The organism is Bacteroides sp. 214, from assembly GCF_010501015.1.
Taxonomy (GTDB): Bacteria; Bacteroidota; Bacteroidia; order Bacteroidales; family Bacteroidaceae; genus Bacteroides.
Genome location: NZ_QVML01000006.1, coordinates 95212 through 115646 on the forward strand (window position 1 = coordinate 95212; position 20435 = coordinate 115646).

Genomic DNA, 20435 nt, shown 5'->3' on the forward strand with positions numbered 1-20435 from the left:
CGTTGAGAATGAATACTCAACGCTTTGAGAATAAATACTTGACGCTTCGGGTATTTTCTTTTTGTGCTGCGACTATACTGATTTCATAACTGTTTAGTGTATGTTCGGAATAACTATCTTAAGCGTTTCCTGCAATGAAACTCCATTCTGTTATTTTTGATTAAGGACAAATATTATAATTTATTTAGAATGCATTCTCTCATTTTTTGACGTGAATTAAGATATAGCAGCAATCTTTTAGAATAACAAGTATTAAATAAATGTGAAAATGAGAGAATAAATATAAAAAACAATCAATTATTGTTGATGATATAAAATAAATATGTAGCTTTGTTGAGTTTCGGAGACGTCAGTATTCTTGATTTAGGTGCTTATTAATGGTATTGTCGTTTGTTGAAAACAGTTTTAACCTTAGTTGATTATAAATAGTCTTAAATATGAGTACAAATTTTATTCACTCTAAATGCTTATGAAAAAAAGATGTTGTTTATTACTGATGGCGTTTACGATGGTTGGCATACCTATGTCGACTCCTGTAAATGCAGCTGATGGTGTAGCAAACACTTTACAGCAATCGAAAAGTATCACCGGTAAGGTGGTAGATGCGCAAGGCGAACCGATAATCGGGGCTAGTGTGTTGGTAAAAGGCACTAGTAATGGTGCAATTACTAATCTAGATGGAGTTTTTAATCTCAATGCAGTTCAAAGCGGTAGTACTTTGATTGTTTCTTTTGTGGGATACACCCCTAAAGAAGTTGCTATTGGAGCTGCAAATAGTTATAACATAATTTTAGTAGAGGATACACAAATTCTGGAAGAAGTTGTTATAACGGCGATGGGTATTAAAAAAGAAAAGAAGGCGTTAGGTTATGCCATGGAGGATGTGAAGTCTGAAGAATTGATGAAAATAAAGACTGCCAATCCTATTTCTTCACTTTCTGGTAAAATTGCCGGTGTAAACGTTACTCAATCTTCTGGTGCTGCCGGTTCTGGTGCACAGATTATTCTTCGTGGTGGTACATCTGGTTCGGAAGGTAAGGATAACCAACCGTTATTCGTAGTGGACGGAGTAATTTATGACAACTCCTCTTCAGTAGTAGGTAACTCGGCTTTCGACGGTTCTACTCGTTCGGCTACTACTACTTCTAACCGTGTAATGGACATTAACCCCGAAGATATTGAAAGTATGTCTATCTTGAAGGGTCCTGCTGCAGCTTCACTTTATGGCTCACGTGCTGCGAATGGTGTAATCTTGATTACTACCAAGAAAGGTAAAGAGGGTGTTGTTGAAATAAATATCAACTCCAGATTTACAAGTTCGTGGGTAAAGAATTTGCCAAAAACCCAGAAACAGTATACCAGAGGATTTATGGATGATCAATACGATGCGAACAAAAATTATATTGGTACAGAGTTTAATGACTATGCTTATACTTCTTGGGGCGAGAAATCAAATGCTAAGACCTATGATAACATTGGTAACTTCTTTGAGCACGGAAATATTTTCGACGAGAGTGTGAGTGTATCCGGTGGTACAAAGACCGGTAGTTTCTATCTGTCGGGTTCGTACTATGACCAAGCTGGTGTAGTACCCGAAACTGGTTACAACAAATACGCATTCCGCTTTAACGGCGAACAAAAGGTGGGTATCTTTACATTCAACGCTAGTGCGGCATTCTCTGATGCTCACACTGACAAAACGTTGACTGGTGCCGGTCTTTATGGCTCATCTGGTAATGGTGCTTTGTTTGGCGTTTATAATTGGTCGCCATTTGACGATATGAAACATTATCTGAACGAAGATGGCAGTCGTTATCGCATGTTTGGTGATCGTCTTGATCCATGGGATGAACGCGATAACCCATATTGGGTGGTAAACAAAAACCGTATGTACGATGATACAGACCGTTTTACAGGTACGATTGGTATCAAGGCTGATATTGCTAAATGGTGGTTTGTTTCTTACAAAGTGGGTTTAGACCAATATACACAGACGGCTTCCAATAGACTAGCCGCTGGTGGTGTGCTTAAGCAAGTTTGGCAAAAAGGTATGATGAGTGACAATACTATGCGTTTCCGTTATATGTCACACGACTTTATGTCGAATATGTCGAAGAGATTTGGCGATTTTGATCTTAACTTATTGTTAGGTTCAACGTTTGACGAAACAAAGACAGATCGTAACTATATGATGGCCTATAACTTCTCAGTACCCGATTTCTTCTCGTATGCCAATGCGCCTCAAGCCCATAAGCAATTCTCTCATGCTGCTACTAAAAAGAGACTGGTAGGTTTGTTTGGTGAGTTCCGCGCATCTTGGAAGAATATGTTGTATTTGACCGTTACGGGACGTAATGACTGGACCTCTACTTTACCAATCGAACATCGCTCTTATTTCTATCCATCTGTAAGTGGCGCGTTTGTGTTTACTGAATTGTTCCAAAAGATGGGTTGGATGTCTGACAGTATATTGAACTTTGGTAAGATCCGTGCATCTTGGGCAAAAGTAGGTAAAGATACAGGTGTTTATGAAACTGCTACTGCTCTTTGGCCGGTAGGAGAATATCTGGGTGGTGTTATTGGTGTAGGTAACTCTTGGACACGTGGTAATCCGTATTTGAAGCCTGAGATGACAAAATCAACAGAAATTGGTTTTGAATTGAGTTTCCTCAATAACCGTTTGCATGTTGACTATGCATACTATACCAATGACTCGTATAACCAGATTCTTTCTCCACGTGGACCTCAATCTACCGGTTATATTTTCTGCTCTATCAATGCAGGTAATGTATACAACAAAGGTATGGAGTTAACTATTTCGGGTACTCCTATCCAAACAAAGGACTTCACTTGGGATGTTGGCTTCAATATGGCAGGTAACCGTGGTACTTTGGACGGACTACCCGATGGAATGGAAGTGATGTATGTAACAGATGTTCAGTATGCAGGTGCACAAGCTGCCTCTTTTAACGGTGGTAACTTTATGGCTATTGCCGGTACACAATGGAAGAGAAACGATGATGGCCAAGTTATCTTAGACGGTAATGGTATGCCAACTTATGTTTCTGCACTCTCTTCTGTTGGTAATCGTGAATCGAAGTTTACAGGTGGTTTGAACAATACCCTCAGTTGGAAAGGATTTACATTTAATATGTTGTGGGAATTCAGAGTAGGTGGTGATGTAATTAATGGAACCAAATATAGTATGGATGCTTCGGGTGTTAGTAAATTCTCGGGTGATTTCCGTAACGAACCTTTAACTGTAACAGGTGTAGATGCTAACGGTAATGCTGTAACTAATACTTGGGAAGCTAATAAGACGTATGTGTTTAATGGAGTAGAAAAGAGTGGTTATAATATAATCAAAGATTATTATCAAAATTACTACCCAAAAGAAACAAAAAATTATATTACAAAAGTAAATTCTTTGAGACTTCGTACTGTTTCTCTTGCTTATCAATTACCTAGTGATTTGCTTCGCAAGACAGGATTTATCAAGCGTGCTTCAGTTTCAGTTACTGCTAGTAACTTGATGCTCTTTACCAATTATGATGGTGACCCGGAAGTGGCTGCTGCTGGTGCCGGTGTAGGTGGTTCGTCTTCAGTAGGTTTTGACTATTGTGGTGTTCCTGCTACGTCTAGCATGTCATTTGGTTTGAATTTGACTTTTTAATTTGTTGAACAATAAAACAAAGAATATATGAAATCTATAAGAACATTAATACTGTGTGGAGCGACTTTACTGACACTCTCTTTGGGCTCTTGTAGTGATTGGCTGGATGTGAATATTGATCCGGAAAATCCCTCTTCAGAGAGTGCAACTTACCAGACACGTCTGGCGCATATCGAGTTTTACACAAATAGCGCTAACCAGTTTGCGGCTTGGCGTACATCGATGTCCATGGGTGATTGGACAAGATATTACAATGGGGGTACCTATTGGCATATGTCTTACTGGAATCCACAAACCGGTGCTGTTACTACTTCTTATCAGTGGTTTTTTGTTGGTGCAGCCAGTAATATAGAAGATATGTATAAGAAAGCCATGTCTGCTGGTGCGTACCACTATGCAGGTGTAGCAAGGATAATAAATGCCTATGGCTTTATGCTGATGACCGACCTTTATGGTGAAATGCCTTATACAGAAGCTGTAGGGCCAGATGCAACACCTGCTTATGATAATGGTAAAACAATCTATCTGGGTTGTTTAGCCGAATTGGATGAAGGTATTGAATTGCTAAGCCGAGGTCAGGATCCTATACTTCCTTCATTGGCAGAAGGAGACTTCTGGAACAATGGCGATGCTAATAAATGGATGAAATTGGCTTACTTGTTGAAAGCTCGTTATTGTAACAAACTTTCTAAGAAAGAAGCCGGTAGTTATAAAGACGGTAAATTTGATGCTGCTACAATCCTCGACTGTTTATCAAAAGCTCAACAAAGTAATGCTGATAATACAGTTATTAATCATACGGATGATAATGGTACTACTCACGACGTGCTTGGTTGGAATGAACCGGTTGACTATTCTCCGTTGTATTCGGTATGTGGAATGAATGCTGGTTATATGGTTACTAAAATGTTGTACGACAACTTAACAAACTTTGCTGGTAATGGAGTAGAAGATCCACGTGCTGACAAGATTATCCCTTGGGCTTGGTCAAAGAAATCTGCTAACACACCAGAAGGCGTGAAGTTTGATGGTCCATGGCGTCGTTCTATGGGTGTAGATATGGTATCTAACAATGCGCCTAACCTTACAAGTGGTCCATTGAGAGCCGGATTCGATCCTGCCAAAGGTGGCTGGTGGATTGACTCTGAAGCTGAAGCTCGTAAAGGTGATACAATCTACGTAGAGTGTACAAGTGAAAGTAAGGGGTATGCAGCGAAAGTTGACTTGCTTTACAGAAGAAATGGAACGGATGAGTCTAAGGAATCGGGCACATTCTATACACGTGTATCTTCACCAACGTATGTAGGTACTTATGCTGAAGCTTGTTTCATCAAAGCAGAAGTTCTCTTTAATCAAGGTGATAAGACCGGTGCGTTTACAGCCTATAAAAATGGTATTGAGGCAAGTATTAACAGTATGAATGACAAGCTGAATACATGGTGTAACGAAGATGCTTCATTGAAAGATTGTCCGTCTTTTACTCCAATGACAAAAGAGGATATTGATAGCTTCTTGAAGGATGGTATCGGTACAGCAGCTGATTTGACATTAGGCAAAATTCTTACCCAAAAACGTATTGCGTTGCACTTCTCTGTAGAAATATGGAATGATATGCGTCGCTACGACTTTAATCCTGAGCTCTTCTTGGGATGGGGTATTCCTGCATACCATGCTGTTAATGAAGGTGCTCAACAAGGTATTCCTAATGGCAAATATTACCGTCGCTGGCAACAATGCTCGCACGAATATAACTATAACGCTGCAAACTTGCGCGCTATAGGTGCGGAAGTTCCTGGTGCAGATACAACGTCCAAAATGTGGAACACAGAAAAAGATGTTTGGACTATCAATGTTTGGTGGGATTCTACTCAACCATAGCATAATGTTTTGAATAAAAACATATAAATAACCCAATTTGCCTGAGAGTCCTCACTCTCAGGCAAATTTTTTATCCCTCCTTCACCCTTCATCTCTTGCCCTAACCTTCTCACCCTTAGTGCATATCAGGTGAATCTTACCCTCCTTCACTCTACTTTCACCACCCTATACACATTCCCTCTCTTTGTGTGTTTCCTTTCCAGTCCCGAGGCTACCAATAACTGCCCAAATGCCACCGGATTACTGCCTACCATCGCTGCGCTATTCTTTATTTTTAGCGTTCTGAAAATCTCTGCTGCGGTTAGTTGTAGGCACTCTTCATCTTGTTTTGCCGGACGAAAGCAAGCGTACAACACATCGCGCATGGGCGATTCGCGATAGTATGCTTTGTTGTGTTTTTGCAACTCCCGTTCCTCTAAGCTATTGAGCCAATGGGGTTTTCCTGCATTCAGTTCGGCCATGAGTTGGGCGTAAATTTGTGCATGGTCTATGTTTGTACACGCTATCGTGTCCCGTACCTCAATGCAGATAAAGCGGCGACTGCCTGTGGGGTCGGTAAGCAAATCCCTTCGGTTGGAGGTGCCTATGAAAGAGGATAAGCGAGGCACTGTTTGAAATACCTTTTGGTGTGGCATGCGTATATGTAAGGCGGTCATTTGCATTACGTTCTTCAACAATGCCATCTTCTTGGGTGAGAATTTATCGAATTCATCGAGATTTATTAATCCCAGCTCCGAGAGTTTGCGGTCCATTTGTCCTTGCGAGGTTAATTCTACATGATCTATGTAGTAGTGTTGCAGCGCAGGCGGAATGAGCGATTTGCAGAAGGTGGATTTTTGCTTGCCCTGTTCTGCGCTGATAAGAATCGGTGCGAGACTGTTGGCATGCTGGTTTGCTGTGCCCCGCCACTGGTTTACCATCCCCAGCATCCACGTATGAAAACATCTTACCCATAGTGCGTTGGTGGATACCCGTTGGGCAAGGCTTGTCACCCGGTCTTCTCCGTCCCATACGGGTAAGTTTTCTAAGTATTGCAGAAAAGGATGATAGCTTTCTATAAAGGTGGAGTTGAGGTAGCGCGATAAATCCCTGTCCCAGCAGTTTATCCCTTTCTCGTGGAGCTCCATGCAAATACTGTTCGTCTCCCGCGTGTTAAGCGGAATAAACGGGCGCAGGTTCTCTTGTTGTTTCGTGTTTTGGAAATCTTCATCTGTACGACGCCTGAACTCATTTTCGTCCGTCAGCTTGTTAAATCGGAATTCGTACGTTTTTGCTAAATATTTCTGCATACTAACTGTCTGGTTACCAGTTCTGTTTGTTACTGCTGAGTACTGTTTTAGTCGATTGCTAACTTGGGGTTTCGTCACTCTTCGCACTACCCATTCGATGATTTTTGATAAAATGTTTTTGTTGTACATACGTATAATTTTGATGTTGTTTTGAGCAAATGTACCATGCCGAAATACCCCTTTGCAACTATTATGGCAACGAAAATGAGATTATTTGAGGGTAATGAAAAGACAGTGTGTTCTTACCATTTTTGCAGTGCAAAGTAATGTGTTTTGCAGTTTCTCTTATACCTCTTCACAACTGTGATGATATCTCTTCACAGCTGTGAAGATATCTCGTCACAATTGTGAAGATATATCATCACATATGTGAAGAGATAATAATGACACAACAAAACAACAAACATTGCAGTGAAATAAAGGTAAGATTGCACTGTTTCATGATTTGGGGTAAATGAACGTGTGTAGTTGGGCTATAGGGCGGTGAACCCTACTAGCAATCACCCCAACTCACTTGAGAATGAGCCGGGTAACTTAAAAAATGAAGGGTGAAGGGTATGTTATGAATATCCCTTGTAGTTAGTTCTCTTCTATTATGGGGAGTGCATGGAACTCAATCAGCCCCGACATAGGTGTTTCTTCGATGGAATCAATGGTTATGCCAAACTCTTTTCCTATTTCGCATAATGTGGGCGAAAAATGGTGTGCTACCGAACCTACAAACCGGATGGGGTGGTTCTGATAATCGTATTGGCATACATTGCGCTTGAAGAAGTTGCGGAAGTTATTCGTTACCAGATTCATGGCGTAATCATTGTTCATGTAATCGGCAAGGAAGTACGACGTTGTGGCGAGGAAACGATTGGGAAATGGATGGTTATAAACCGACTCCATGATCTCATTGGGTGTAATGCGGAATTTTTCGAGGAAAGCCTCTGTAAGGCTCTTCGGAGCCAACCCCTTCAGTATATCCGAAAGGAAGAACTTACCCAGTGCGGCACCACTACCTTCGTCGCCCAATATATATCCGCCGGGGCGAACATTGCGTACAATGATTTTGCCATTATAGAAACAAGAGTTGGAACCTGTGCCAAGAATGCACGCAATTCCCTCTTCGGTTTTAAACAATCCGCGAGCTGCTGCCAGCAAATCGCTTTCTACCTGAATGGGGGTTTTGAATTGAGCAACCAGGGAAGCACCTACAATGTTTTTCTTTTCGTTGGATGAGCAACCGGCTCCATAGAAATAAACTTGCTCCAACTTACGCCTGAAGAAGGTCTCGGGTAGCCCTAGGCGCACATTCCTACTAATCTCTCTTCGTGTTTGGAAGAATGGATTTAACCCTTCGGTAAATACACGCTGTATGAGGTGGCTATCTTCTACTAAAGCCCATTCTGTTCTTGTTGAACCGCTTTCTGCTATAAGTTTCATTCTATTAGTCGATTGTTTGTTCTACAAATATATAATTATTTTGTAAGAGTAACACATTTTTAGAAGAAAAAAGAAGTCTTTTTTACATTTTCATTCTCTTTTTATACATCTTATTGCTACTTATTCGCTGGTTCTTAAAAGATTATATGCTTTGCGGGGTTGTTCTTTGCTTAGTGCTTGCTAAAATAGCTTCAAGTGAAAAATTAAATATAAAACAAAACAAAACAAAAAATATGTTTTTGATATAAAAACAAATACTATATTTGTAGTACATAATCCGTACCCCTGTTGGGTAGCCCCCTGCGGAACCCTTGTTTGAGTGTTTTGTGAAATAAATAGCTAAGAAATAATGAAAAAAACGATCTTTCTGTTGGTAATCGCATTTCTGACAACCTTATCCTACGGGCAAAACCATGTTGTGGTTGGTGCCGAGCAAACAAATGAGTATTTCTCTATCTTAAAGAACAAACGTATTGCTATTTTCTCTAACCATACAGGTATGGTAGGCGATAAGCATTTATTGGATGTGCTGGTGGAGAACAAACTGAATGTAGTCGCGATTTTCTCGCCGGAGCATGGATTCCGTGGTAGTGCCGATGCAGGCGAACACGTGTCGAGCTCGGTAGATGAGAAAACCGGTGTGCCCATCCTTTCTCTGTATGACGGTAATTTGGGCAGACCCAGCGAAGCCAATATGCGTAAATTCGACATTCTTGTTGTTGACATACAAGACGTGGGTTTGCGTTTTTATACCTATTACGCGTCGATGGTGCGGCTGATGGATGCCTGTGCCGAATTTAATCGTAAGGTTTTAATTCTGGATCGCCCCAATCCTAACGGACATTATGTAGATGGTCCTATTTTGGATATGAAATATAAATCGGGTGTGGGTTGGTTGCCTATTCCTGTGGTACATGGCATGACGCTGGGCGAACTGGCATTAATGGTAAATGGCGAACGGTGGCTACCTGCCTCCCGCGTGTGCGATCTTACCGTTATTAAGTGTAAGAACTATACCCACCAGACACTTTATCGCTTGCCCATTCCTCCTTCGCCCAACTTACCCAACATGACATCCGTCTATCTTTATCCCTCTACCTGCTACTTTGAGGCAACTCCGGTGAGCTTGGGGCGTGGTACTTCCTTGCCTTTCCAGGTATACGGGCATCCTAATATGACGGGTTATAGCTTCGACTTTACTCCTCGCAGCATTCCCGGCGCGAAGAATCCTCCACAACTTAATAAAAAATGCTACGGTGTAGACCTTAGTCACCTGAGCGATGAAGAAATCTGGCGAAAGGGAATCAATCTGGAATATGTGATAGATGCCTACCGCAATCTCAATATGGGCGATCACTTCTTCCGTTCGTTCTTTGAGCTTTTAATGGGTACCGACTACGTGCGCAAGATGATCAAGGAGGGTAAAAGTGCCGATGAAATCAAAGAAATGTGGAAAGAAGACGTGGAAAAGTTCAAGGTGCAGCGCAGACCCTATTTGCTGTACGAAGAATAAGAATAGATATAACAATCATTTAATAAAATAATACAATGAGTCCAGTAGCCGTAATTATAACGATAGCCATCTATTTTGCTGTCTTGTTTTTTATCTCATACCTTGCCGGTCGTAAAGCAGACAACCAAGGGTTTTTTGTTGGAAACCGCAAATCTGCTTGGTATGTGGTTGCTTTTGCCATGATAGGTTCCAGTATATCGGGGGTAACGTTCGTTTCTGTTCCCGGTATGGTGGCAGTAAGTGGTTTTTCGTATATACAGATGGTGATTGGTTTTGCCGTAGGACAAGTTCTCATTGCCTTTGTGTTGATTCCACTCTTCTACCGGATGAATGTGGTATCTATCTATGAGTATTTGGAAAACCGTTTCGGGCTATCCTCCTACCGCACGGGTGCTTGGTTCTTCTTTATCTCAAAAATACTTGGCGCGTCGGTGCGTGTATTTCTGGTAGCTATCATCCTTCAGTGGCTTGTTTTCGACCCACTGGGTGTTCCCTTTATCCTGAATGCGATTATCACCATGCTGTTGGTATGGCTCTATACCTTTCAGGGGGGAGTTAAAACGTTGATTTGGACAGACTCGTTCAAGACTTTCTGTCTGATATCTTCCGTTGTATTATGTATATATTATATTGCTTCAAACCTCAATCTAAATTTCTCCGGGATGGTTGCTACCATTACTGATAGCGACTTATCCCGGGCTTTCTACTTTGATGATGCCAATGATAAGCGTTTCTTCTTCAAGCAATTTCTGGCGGGTGTGTTTACCGTAATTGCCATGACCGGACTTGATCAAGATTTTATGCAACGCAACCTGAGCTGTAAGAACCCTAAGGATGCGCAAAAAAATATGATTACCAGTGGGGTGATGCAGATTGTAATTATCATGATGTTCCTTATGCTGGGTGTATTGCTTTATACATTTGCCGCGCAGAATGGGCTATTTACTCCACAAGATGTAATTAATGGAACTCAGCAAAGTGACAAGGTATTCTCGGACATTGCAACGGGTGGTTATTTCCCTGTTATAGTAGGTATACTGTTTGTCATTGGGCTCGTTTCGTCGTCCTACTCGGCAGCCGGTTCGGCTATGACAGCGCTTACCACCTCGTTCACGTTGGACATATTGGATGCCAAGAAGAAAAAAGAAGAAGAAGTGGTGAAAATTCGCAAACGTGTACATATTGGTATGGCTGTTTGTATGGGTCTGCTCATCTTCGTGTTTAAGGCGTTGAACAACACCAGTGTAATTGACGCGGTGTATATCATAGCCAGCTACTCCTACGGACCTATATTGGGAATGTTTGTATTTGGTATTACGATGAAACAGCAAGTGCGCGATAAGTATGTGCCCTATGTGGCATTGATGTCGCCCATACTTTGTTTCATTCTGCAAAAGAATTCGGAAGCATGGTTCAATGGTTACCAGCTGGGCTATGAATTATTGTTGCTGAATGCCTTCTTTACCTTTGTGGGGCTTTCTATGTTGATAGTAAAAAAGAAATCATAACTTAACACATCATGATTAAATTCTTTCGTCTATGCTTGATTGTGACATTGTTCAGCCTGCCCCCACAGGCTGCAATGGCACAAGACCTCTCTCCCGAGGACAGAGAGAAACTCGGTACAATGCTTACCGAGCTTGCACGGCAAGAGATTGCCGTTGGGCGGATACGCATTGATTCCGTTGCGGTGGTGGGGAATGAACTACAACTATTTGCCAATCGGAATTGCGCATATATTCCTTTCAGAGAAGAGAATGTAGCTGCGATTTATGCAAACATTCAGGAACTTCTTCCCTATGAGTTTAAGCAATACAAGGTTGCTTTATTAACCGACAATCACCCGATTGAAGAATTGATACCTTTCGGTATGCGCACTAAGCGTGATAAGAAATTCAAAACCTTTACCCCTAAGGCAGAAGCTCCGTTGGTAACTAACCTCTCTACCCCTTATTCGCTCAAATATGGGTTAAGCAACAAGCATATTGCCATGTGGCAAAGTCACGGTTATTATTACGAACCCAAACTAACGCGTTGGGAATGGCAACGGGCACGAATCTTTCAAACGGTAGAAGATTTATATACCCAGAGTTATGTATTGCCCTTCTTGGTGCCCATGCTCGAAAATGCAGGTGCTAACGTATTAATGCCACGCGAAAGGGATACCCAAATCCATGAAGTGGTGATTGATAACGACGGTTGTCGTAATGAATCTTACTATACCGAAATAACTGCGGAAAAAGCATGGAGTACAGGAACAGATGAAGGATTTGCTCATTTACGCGACCAATATGTTGATTTTGAGAATCCTTTTCGCGAAGGAACCTACCGTCTGACCGAGACTATAAAGAAAGGTAACGAGAGTTTTGCCCAATGGGTGCCCGATATTCCACAAAGCGGAAAGTATGCTGTGTATGTATCTTACAAAACAGTACAAAATAGCACTACCGATGCACTATACACCGTGTATCATAAAGGTGGTATGTCGCAATTTCTGGTCAACCAGCAAATGGGCAGTGGCACGTGGATTTATCTGGGGCATTTCAATTTTGATGCCGGCAAACGCGAAACAGCTAAGGTGGTTTTGAGTAACAAATCGGCAAAGGCGGGACGTATCGTTACTGCCGATGCGGTAAAAATAGGTGGTGGCTATGGAAATATAGCACGTGGCATTATCCGCGGTGGCGTTGTAACCGAAAACATGAAAAGCTCTGAGCAACAAGCTACTGTAGTTCGTGAGCTTCCCCCAATAGACTACCCTTATGAAGTGAGTGGTTATCCTCGTTTTACCGAAGGAGCCCGTTACTGGATGCAGTGGGCAGGAATACCCGATAGTGTCTACTCGGAGAGTAAGGGAGTAAATGACTATACCGACGATTATAAATCGAGAGGTCTTTGGGTGAATTACCTTGCCGGTGGTTCGGAAGTAAATCCAGGTGCCGAAGGTTTGCATATACCGATTGACTTGTCGCTGGCATTTCATACTGATGCAGGCACCACACAGAACGACTCCATTATAGGTACGCTGGGTATCTATTTTACCAATGGAAAAGAGGGACAGTATGCCAACGGGGCTTCTCGTTATTTGGCACGCGATCTTACCGACATGGTCGATTCGCATATTGTAAATGATATTCGTGCTCTATATGAGCCCAATTGGAGTAGACGAGGTATGTGGAATCAATCATATTTTGAGGCACGTGTGCCTCAAGTACCGGCGTTACTACTCGAACTCCTTTCGCATCAGAACTTTGCCGATATGCGATACGGACTTGATCCACGTTTCCGCTTTACGGTAAGCCGTGCTATTTATAAAGGGATGCTACAGTTTATTTGTGCGCAGCACAATCAAAAATATGTAGTACAACCCTTACCGGTAGACCACATGGCGTTGCGTTTTACTAAAGCCAACGAGGTAGAACTAACCTGGCAACCAGTGGAAGACCCGCTTGAACCTACTGCACAAGCAGAACGATACATTGTTTATACCCGTATTGGCGATGCTGATTTTAATCATGGGGTAGTGGTGAAAGAAAACAAATACCGTGTCGTACAATCGCCTGGACTTGTATATAGCTATAAGGTAACTGCCTTGAACGAAGGTGGCGAGAGTTTCCCATCCGAGATTTTATCGGCTGGTAGCGCTCTCAATGAAAAAGGTACCGTGTTGGTTGTAAATGGATTTGACCGTATTAGTGCCCCTGCCGATTTTGTTAGCGATGGCGTAGCAGGGTTCTTAGATATGCTCGATCATGGTGTTCCTTATAAAGAAGATATTAGTTTCATTGGAAGCATGAAAGAGTTTCGCCGTTCCGTTCCATGGATGGACGATGACGCATCGGGTTTTGGCGACAGTTATGGCGACTATGAAACGATGGTGATTGCGGGTAATTCGTTCGATTATCCTGCTGTGCATGGCGAAGCGATTCTAAAGGCAGGATATTCCTTTACATCATGTAGCGATGAGGCGGTAGAACAGAGCTTGGTCGACCTGAAACAATATAAAATAGTTGACCTGATACTTGGTAAAGAACGTCAGACCAAGATGGGTAGAGGCGGAGTGATGCCGTTACAATATAAAACTTTCACAGATGCCATGCAAACAGCCATTGCCGCCTATTGCGAAGCTGGTGGCAACATATTCGTGTCGGGTGCTTTTGTAGGGACAGATTTGTGGGATGCCGATGAACCTAAGCAGGAAGATAAAGACTTTGCCATGAATGTGTTGAAGTACAAATGGCGTGTTAATCAGGCAGCTCGTAATGGAGCGGTGAAAAGTGTACCTTCACCTTTTACAGCTTTGACCGGTAATTATTCTTATTATGATGAGCTGAATGCAGACTCTTATGTAGTTGAATCGCCCGATGCAATAGAACCTGTGGGTGAGAATAGCTTCACTGTGTTTCGCTACAGCGAGAATAATCTAAGTGCGGGAGTTGCTCATAAAGGTAGTTATAAAACATGTATATTAGGTTTTCCTTTTGAAACGGTAAAAACAAAAAAAGAGAAAGAAAACCTAATGAAAGCCATACTAACTTTCTTTGAAACAAGATAACAAAAGAATAGCTTAGATTTGTAACCTGATCTAATTTAGAACATGAAGAGACTGTCTGTAATTGTTGTTTTACTTTGCTTTGCTTCCTGGCTGTATGCTCAGGAGTTTAAGTTTGCATTACTGACCGATTTGCATGTAACCCATGCAGGAACGGCAGAAGAAGATTTACTACGTGCGGTAGAACAAATAAACGCGAGTAAAGACATTGATTTTGTTTTGGTTACCGGCGATATTACCGAAGAAGGCGATAGGGGATCTTTGCAGAAAGCCAAGAATGTTTTGGATAAATTGAACGTGAAGTACTATGCCGTATTGGGTAATCATGAAACAACCTGGAGCGAGTCGGGTATGACTGCCTTTGGTGATGTTTTTGGTAGTGAACGTGTTCAATTTGAGTACAACGGCTTCTTGTTTTTAGGATTCAACACCGGCCCGTTTATTCGCATGGCAGATGGGCATGTGGTGCCGCAAGACATTGCCTGGTTGAAGAAAGAACTAAAAGAATATGGCAAAAAGAAACCGGTAATCCTTGTAACGCACTACCCACTCAAAGATGGCGATGTGGATAACTGGTACGATGTGACCGATGCTGTTCGTCCGTATAACATCCGCATGTTTGTGGGTGGGCATTATCACTCCAATCGCTCTTATGAATACGACGGCATACCCGGTTTCCTGAATCGTTCCACGCTTCGGGCAAAAGACGCGGTAGGTGGATACTGTGTATATACTGTTACCCCGGATTCTATCTTGGTATGCGAACAAAAAATAGGAGGCGAACGTGAACAATGGGCTTCTTTGTCGCTCACAAAGAAATACTACGATGCCAAAGAAGGTGCTAAAGATAAATACCCGGATTTTTCTGTGAACAAAGAGTATCCCCAAGTAAAAGAAGCATGGACGTTGCAAACAGGTGTAGGCATTTATTCTTCACCGGTTTATTACAATGAGAGTGTCTATGTAGGTGACGATATGGGCTACTTAACTTGCTACAATAGTAAGAATGGAAAAAAGCAGTGGCAATACAAAGCAAACCACCGAATTGTAGGGACTCCCGCTGTTGCGGATGGCGTTGTTGTTTTTGGATCTGCCGACAAATATATCTATGGCTTGGATGCCATAAATGGTAAATTGTTATGGCAGGTTGCAGCCAATGAACCGGTATTGGGTGCTGTCTCAATTAGTGATGGAATAGCCTATGTGGGTGCAAGCGACCAGACATTCCGCGCTATAAATATTCATACAGGAGCCATTGTTTGGGAATACAGTGATGTAAAAGGATACATCGTGACCAAACCATTGATTGAAGGTGATAAAGTAATCTTTGGTTCGTGGGGCAATACGCTATATTGTTTGAATAAAACAACCGGTATTCCTTGTTGGAAGTGGACAGGTGGTTTAACACGGATGCACTACTCACCGGCACAGGTATGGCCGGTAGTTGCACACGGTAAGGTGTTTATTGCCGATCCGCAACGGGCATTGACTGCCATTGATATTAATACCGGTGAAACAATATACCGCACGTTCCAATCTGTTGTGCGCGAAACGATTGGCCTTTCCGAAGATAAAGAACGTATTTATAGCAAAACAATGAACGACAGTGTTGTTTGTTTTGATGCGCGAACCAACGAACCCAAGCAAGTGTGGAATTCAAATGTTGGTTTTGGTTATGAGCACGCACCCTCCATGCCGCAAGAAAAAGATGGGGTAGTGTTTGGTAGCACCAAAAATGGATTAATGTTTGGACTGGATGCACTTAGCGGGAAAGTGTTGTGGAAGTATAAAGTAGGCAACTCGCTCATTAGCACCGTTGTGCCGTTAAGTAGTACTGAGGTTCTCTATACGGCAACAGGGGGCGAAGTTGGATTGTTGCGAATAACAGATAATTTGAAATAAATAAAAAATAGAATATGGAAAAGAAAATAAGTTGCTTCATTCCATTCACAGAAATGGCACAAGCTGAACAAACATTGATTGGATTGAAGAGTGCAGGGTTGGTTAATAAAGTCTATTTATTGGCAACCGAAAGTAAAGAGAAAAGCGTTGACGGATATGAGGTTATAAACATACAAAGTCTGAACGCAAGTACTACAATGAAAGCCATAGCCGAAAAGGCAACGGATGAATATATTTTGTTGTATACGAAATATTCTACATTGGAATTAGGCTATTTCGCTTTGGAACGCATGGTTCAACTGTTGGAAGATGGCGCTTCGGGAATGGTATATGCCGACCATTATCAAATCGTTGGCGACGAAAAGAAAAACGCCCCTGTTATTGATTACCAATTTGGTAGTTTGCGCGATGATTTTAACTTCGGCTCTGTATTGTTGTATAAAGCGGCTGCTTTCAAGGAGGCTGTAAGTAAAATGAAAGCCGATTATCAATTTGCAGGCTTATATGACTTGCGTCTTAAACTTTCGCAGAAAGAGTCATTAGTACACATCAATGAGTATCTCTACTCGGAAGTGGAATTGGATACTCGCAAGAGTGGCGAAAAGATATTCGATTATGTAGACCCCAAGAACAGAGGTGTACAAATAGAGATGGAGAAAGCTTGTACCGAGCATTTGAAAGAAATAGGAGGCTATCTTGAGCCTAAGTTCAAAAAAATAGAATTTAGCGCAGGAAATTTCGAGTTTGAGGCTTCGGTAATAATTCCGGTACGTAACCGTATTTGTACGATTGAAGATGCTATTCGCTCGGTATTGACACAGAAAACTCAATTCAAATTTAATTTGATTGTGATTGATAATCATTCTACTGATGGCACAACCGAAGCTATTCAGAAATATGCGCACGACGAGCGTCTTATTCATATTATCCCCGAACGTGGCGATCTTGGCATTGGCGGCTGTTGGAATATGGGTGTTCATCATGCAAAGTGTGGTAAATTTGCTGTGCAGTTGGATAGCGATGATATCTATAAAGACGAAAATACGTTGCAAACAATGGTGAACGCATTCTACGAGCAAAACTGCGCTATGGTGGTAGGTACCTACATGATGACAAACTTTGACTTGGAGATGATACCTCCCGGTATTATTGATCATAAAGAATGGACTCCGGAGAATGGTAGAAACAATGCGCTGCGCATCAATGGTTTGGGAGCGCCCCGTGCTTTCTATACTCCTGTACTTCGTGAGGTAAAAGTACCCAATACAAGCTATGGAGAAGATTATGCGTTAGGATTGAACTTCTCGCGTCAATATCAGATTGGTCGTGTGTACGATGTGGTGTATATGTGTCGCCGTTGGGACGATAACTCGGATGCTTCGCTCGATGTGGTAAAAATGAACAACCACAATACATATAAAGATAGAATCCGTACATGGGAGTTGCAGGCACGTATTGCTCTAAATAAAAAATAGGAGAGAACACATTGAATCTGAACAGTCAAATAAATCGGTTGTTTGAGGAGCAACTCACATCATGGGAGCAGGCAAGGGTTAACTATGCTGCCCTCTCTCAAGTGAAAGAGAAATCGCTTCAGATAGGCGGCTACTTGTTTAGGGTGCAGTTTAATCCGGCACGTATTACCTCTTCGGCAGCTAAGATTGATACGAAGAGTATTCAGGAGCGCAAATGTTTCTTGTGTGGAGCAAATTTGCCGGAACAACAGAAAGCTATTCCATTCAAAGAGCATTATCAGTTATTGGTTAATCCATTCCCGATTTTCCCAAGGCATCTAACCATTCCTGATGTAAACCATACCCAACAGTGTATAGGCGCAAACCGCATGGAAGATATGTTGGACTTGGCGGAGGAATTAAACGAATATATACTATTCTACAATGGACCAAAATGTGGCGCTTCTGCTCCCGATCATATGCACTTTCAGGCAGGCAATAAAGGCTTTTTACCAGTGGAAGAAGAATTGAAACATGCTAAAAAAGAAGAAATAATATCGCATGGTAAGGCATCCTTATACTACCTGACTAATGACCCACGCTCCATGTTATTTATTGAATCTGCTGATAAGCAAGACGCTGTTTCCTTGTTTCAAGTGGTTTACAACGCCATGACAATACCCTCCGATTCCTATGAACCGATGATGAATGTATTGGCATGGTATGAAACGGGTAAATGGATGGTTTGTGTGTTTCCCCGTGAAAAGCATAGACCTGACTGTTTCTTTGCAGAAGGTGAAAAGAACTTGTTGAGCAGTCCGGCTTCGGTAGATTTGGGTGGCGTGTTTATCATGCCGGTTGAGAAAGATTTTCTAAAAATAACAGCTACCGATGTCGCTCTGATATTGGACGAGGTTTGCCTTGGAGCAATTGCATTTAAAGAACTCAGACGAAAAATAAAAGAACAGTTATGAAAGAACCTAAAGTAGATGTTGGTATTTTGTTTGAACCGGAAATTATTTTCGTGTTGCATGCACCTTTCTTAATGAATGGTGAGGAAGTTACCGGAGAACACAAAGTTAGCTATAGTAACGGGAACGTATTGTGGCGTGGAGAAACGTATAAAGAGCTCTATTTTGAACCGGTAGATGATACAGCCGGTGGATTTGAAATATTGGATGTAACAATTGGTATCAATTTCCACTGGGAACGCAAAGAAGACCAACGCTTTAAGGGATCTCTGAAAATAATTGTTGAAGATAAGAAGTTAACAGGTATCAACATTATTGGAGTAGAAGACTACCTGACAAGTGTAATATCTTCCGAGATGAGTGCAACTGCTTCGCTTGAACTGCTGAAAGCACATGCGGTTATTTCGAGGAGTTGGTTGTTGGCGGGACTTACCCCAAAGAGCCTCACCCCAGCCCTCTCCAAAGGAGAGGGGGATGAAGATAGCTCGACTGACAATCAGCATTATCATACTGCTAACTGTGCAAGTTATGGGGTTTTAAAAGAAAATCAAAAGGAGCTAAGAAGGGAGCCAACTGAGGCGGAGACCATTGTGTGGAATCTTATTAGGAATAATCAACTAGGTTATAAATTTAGAAGACAGCATATCATTGATGATTATATTGTTGACTTTGTTTGCCTTTCCTTAAAGATTATAGTAGAAATAGATGGCAAATATCATGATGACTCTTTACAGGTTGAGAAAGATAATGAAAGAACCCATAAACTCAATCAGTTAGGGTTCAAAGTCCTGCGTTTTACTAATGATGAAGTAATTGCCAACACTGATAGTGTTATTCAATCCATCTCCACCTCTCTCTCCCAAAAAGAGTTCAAAGATGCCAATTTGAACATTGATAATGATACTCAAACTATCTCCAACTCCCTCTCCTTTGGAGAGGGTCGGGGTGAGGCTGAGTTTATTCGCTGGTATGAGCGTGATGCCCACACTAACTTTGATGTATGTGCAGATGACCATTGCCAACGTTATCAAGGTATTACACGCGCTTCTACGGAGATTGTACAACAAGCAGTGAAAGCAACTTCTGGTCAGGTGCTTAGCCACAGCGGGAAAATCTGTGATGCTCGCTTCTCTAAATGTTGCGGGGGTGTGTTTGAAGAGTTTCAGAATTGCTGGGAAGAGATCAGATATCCTTATTTGGCAAAACAACGCGATAGTAAATCTATCACTGATATTCCCGACTTAACCGACGAGGCTACTGCTGATAAATGGATAAGAACTTCGCCCGAAGCATTTTGCAATACCACTGATAAGAAAACGCTTTCGCAAGTATTGAATAACTATGATCAGGAAACAACTCATTTCTACCGTTGGAAAGTAGAATATGGACAAAAGGAACTTTCTGAGCTGGCACTATCACGTTCGGACATTGATTTTGGCGATATTATTGATCTTATTCCTGTACAACGCGGAACATCCGGGCGTTTGGTTAAACTCAAAATAGTAGGAAGTAAGCGTACAATGGTTATCGGCAAAGAATTGGAAATCCGGCGGACGCTTTCTACATCACATCTATACAGCTCTGCCTTTGTGGTTGATAAGATCACTAACGAAGAAGAAATTAAGTTTATTCTTACTGGCGCCGGCTGGGGACATGGTGTAGGTTTATGCCAAATAGGTGCGGCAGTAATGGGTGAGGAAGGTTATAAATATGATGAAATATTGCTTCATTATTATATAGGCGCTGATATTGAAAAATTGTATTAAGATAAA

The 20435-nt window shown here is 41.8% G+C and carries 11 protein-coding genes; 9 read left to right on the forward strand and 2 right to left on the reverse strand.

Annotated features, from left to right (window positions below; genetic code table 11):
• Positions 1-523 precede the first annotated feature (523 nt).
• The gene (locus tag D0T50_RS06310) at positions 524-3673 is read left to right on the forward strand and encodes a SusC/RagA family TonB-linked outer membrane protein (protein WP_370520893.1); all 3150 of its coding nucleotides are present in this window, start codon (positions 524-526) and stop codon (positions 3671-3673) included.
• 27 nt (positions 3674-3700) lie between these two features.
• Positions 3701-5551, forward strand: a complete 1851-nt coding sequence (locus tag D0T50_RS06315; protein ID WP_163222666.1) for a SusD/RagB family nutrient-binding outer membrane lipoprotein — start codon at positions 3701-3703, stop codon at positions 5549-5551.
• Positions 5552-5697: 146 nt separating this feature from the next.
• Here D0T50_RS06315 and D0T50_RS06320 read toward each other — a convergent pair whose 3' ends face one another.
• Positions 5698-6840 (reverse strand): VapE domain-containing protein, encoded by a 1143-nt coding sequence (locus D0T50_RS06320; protein WP_239058222.1) that lies wholly within the window; start codon positions 6838-6840, stop codon positions 5698-5700.
• 579 nt (positions 6841-7419) lie between these two features.
• The gene (locus D0T50_RS06325) at positions 7420-8271 is read right to left on the reverse strand and encodes a hypothetical protein (protein ID WP_163222668.1); all 852 of its coding nucleotides are present in this window, start codon (positions 8269-8271) and stop codon (positions 7420-7422) included.
• Positions 8272-8620: 349 nt separating this feature from the next.
• Here D0T50_RS06325 and D0T50_RS06330 point away from each other — a divergent pair, with 349 nt between their 5' ends.
• From D0T50_RS06330 to D0T50_RS06360, 7 genes are read left to right on the forward strand one after another with little or no spacing between them, the layout of a single operon-like run.
• A complete protein-coding gene (locus D0T50_RS06330; protein ID WP_163222669.1) occupies positions 8621-9784 on the forward strand; it encodes an exo-beta-N-acetylmuramidase NamZ domain-containing protein in 1164 nt (387 codons plus the stop codon).
• A 35-nt stretch (positions 9785-9819) separates the two neighbouring features.
• Positions 9820-11292, forward strand: coding sequence for a sodium:solute symporter (locus tag D0T50_RS06335; RefSeq protein WP_163222670.1), 1473 nt, complete (start codon positions 9820-9822; stop codon positions 11290-11292).
• An 11-nt stretch (positions 11293-11303) separates the two neighbouring features.
• Positions 11304-14339, forward strand: a complete 3036-nt coding sequence (locus D0T50_RS06340; protein ID WP_163222671.1) for a xanthan lyase — start codon at positions 11304-11306, stop codon at positions 14337-14339.
• A 42-nt stretch (positions 14340-14381) separates the two neighbouring features.
• The gene (locus D0T50_RS06345) at positions 14382-16238 is read left to right on the forward strand and encodes a PQQ-binding-like beta-propeller repeat protein (protein WP_163222672.1); all 1857 of its coding nucleotides are present in this window, start codon (positions 14382-14384) and stop codon (positions 16236-16238) included.
• A gap of 14 nt (positions 16239-16252) precedes the next feature.
• Entirely contained in the window at positions 16253-17713 is a 1461-nt protein-coding gene (locus D0T50_RS06350; RefSeq protein ID WP_163222673.1) for a glycosyltransferase family A protein, read from the forward strand.
• Between the two features lie 17 nt (positions 17714-17730).
• Positions 17731-18666, forward strand: a complete 936-nt coding sequence (locus tag D0T50_RS06355; protein ID WP_163222803.1) for a DUF4922 domain-containing protein — start codon at positions 17731-17733, stop codon at positions 18664-18666.
• The gene (locus D0T50_RS06360; RefSeq protein ID WP_163222674.1) at positions 18663-20429 is read left to right on the forward strand and encodes a SpoIID/LytB domain-containing protein; all 1767 of its coding nucleotides are present in this window, start codon (positions 18663-18665) and stop codon (positions 20427-20429) included. Before D0T50_RS06355 ends, D0T50_RS06360 begins: the two co-directional genes overlap by 4 nt.
• The last annotated feature ends 6 nt before the right edge of the window (positions 20430-20435 follow it).

Bases quoted from the DNA above. Each gene is read 5' to 3' on its own strand.
- D0T50_RS06310 (WP_370520893.1), top strand. From the start codon at position 524: ATGTCGACTCCTGTAAATGCAGCTGATGGTGTAGCAAACACTTTACAG.
- D0T50_RS06315 (WP_163222666.1), top strand. From the start codon at position 3,701: ATGAAATCTATAAGAACATTAATACTGTGTGGAGCGACTTTACTGACA.
- D0T50_RS06320 (WP_239058222.1), bottom strand. From the start codon at position 6,840: ATGCAGAAATATTTAGCAAAAACGTACGAATTCCGATTTAACAAGCTG.
- D0T50_RS06325 (WP_163222668.1), bottom strand. From the start codon at position 8,271: ATGAAACTTATAGCAGAAAGCGGTTCAACAAGAACAGAATGGGCTTTA.
- D0T50_RS06330 (WP_163222669.1), top strand. From the start codon at position 8,621: ATGAAAAAAACGATCTTTCTGTTGGTAATCGCATTTCTGACAACCTTA.
- D0T50_RS06335 (WP_163222670.1), top strand. From the start codon at position 9,820: ATGAGTCCAGTAGCCGTAATTATAACGATAGCCATCTATTTTGCTGTC.
- D0T50_RS06340 (WP_163222671.1), top strand. From the start codon at position 11,304: ATGATTAAATTCTTTCGTCTATGCTTGATTGTGACATTGTTCAGCCTG.
- D0T50_RS06345 (WP_163222672.1), top strand. From the start codon at position 14,382: ATGAAGAGACTGTCTGTAATTGTTGTTTTACTTTGCTTTGCTTCCTGG.
- D0T50_RS06350 (WP_163222673.1), top strand. From the start codon at position 16,253: ATGGAAAAGAAAATAAGTTGCTTCATTCCATTCACAGAAATGGCACAA.
- D0T50_RS06360 (WP_163222674.1), top strand. From the start codon at position 18,663: ATGAAAGAACCTAAAGTAGATGTTGGTATTTTGTTTGAACCGGAAATT.